This is a genomic window from Pseudoalteromonas sp. S4492, from assembly GCF_005886115.1.
In the GTDB taxonomy this organism is placed as follows: Bacteria; Pseudomonadota; Gammaproteobacteria; order Enterobacterales; family Alteromonadaceae; genus Pseudoalteromonas; species Pseudoalteromonas gelatinilytica.
Map to the genome: position 1 here is coordinate 1 of NZ_PNCP01000236.1, position 447 is coordinate 447.

The following is a 447-nucleotide window of genomic DNA, read 5'->3' on the forward strand; positions in this document are numbered from 1 at the left end:
GCGTTTTCGCTGATCTGCCCAACCCGGTCACAACCACCCGTTACCACTCTCTGGTCATTGAAAAAGAAAGCTTGCCAGACTGTTTTGAAATTACCGCCTGGACCCAGCACGAAGACGGCAGCATGGACGAGATTATGGGCATTCGCCACAAGACTCTGCCCCTGGAAGGTGTTCAATTTCACCCGGAATCCATCATGACCGACCGAGGCCATGACATGCTGGACAACTTTCTTAAGCAATAAGGTCAAAAGCGCCTGCTGCCAGACTTTAGAGAATAACCATTGGAGCCAGACGAGATGAATATTAAAGAGGGCATTGCCCGCGCCGTCAGCAACCTTGACTTGAGTCGCGAAGAAATGATGAGCATCATGCGCGACATCATGACCGGCCAATGCACCCATGCCCAGATCGGCTCGTTCCTCACCGCTATGCGCATGAAAAGCGAAA

At 51.9% G+C, this 447-nt stretch carries 2 protein-coding genes; both read left to right on the top strand.

Going from position 1 to position 447, the window contains the following annotated elements; genetic code table 11:
- A partial coding sequence (locus CWC28_RS21470; RefSeq protein WP_171038355.1) for a glutamine amidotransferase-related protein occupies nt 1-242 on the top strand: 242 nt, incomplete at its 5' end.
- 54 nt (nt 243-296) lie between these two features.
- Nucleotides 297-447 (top strand): hypothetical protein (locus CWC28_RS22720; RefSeq protein WP_502704941.1); only part of this gene is annotated, 151 nt, incomplete at its 3' end.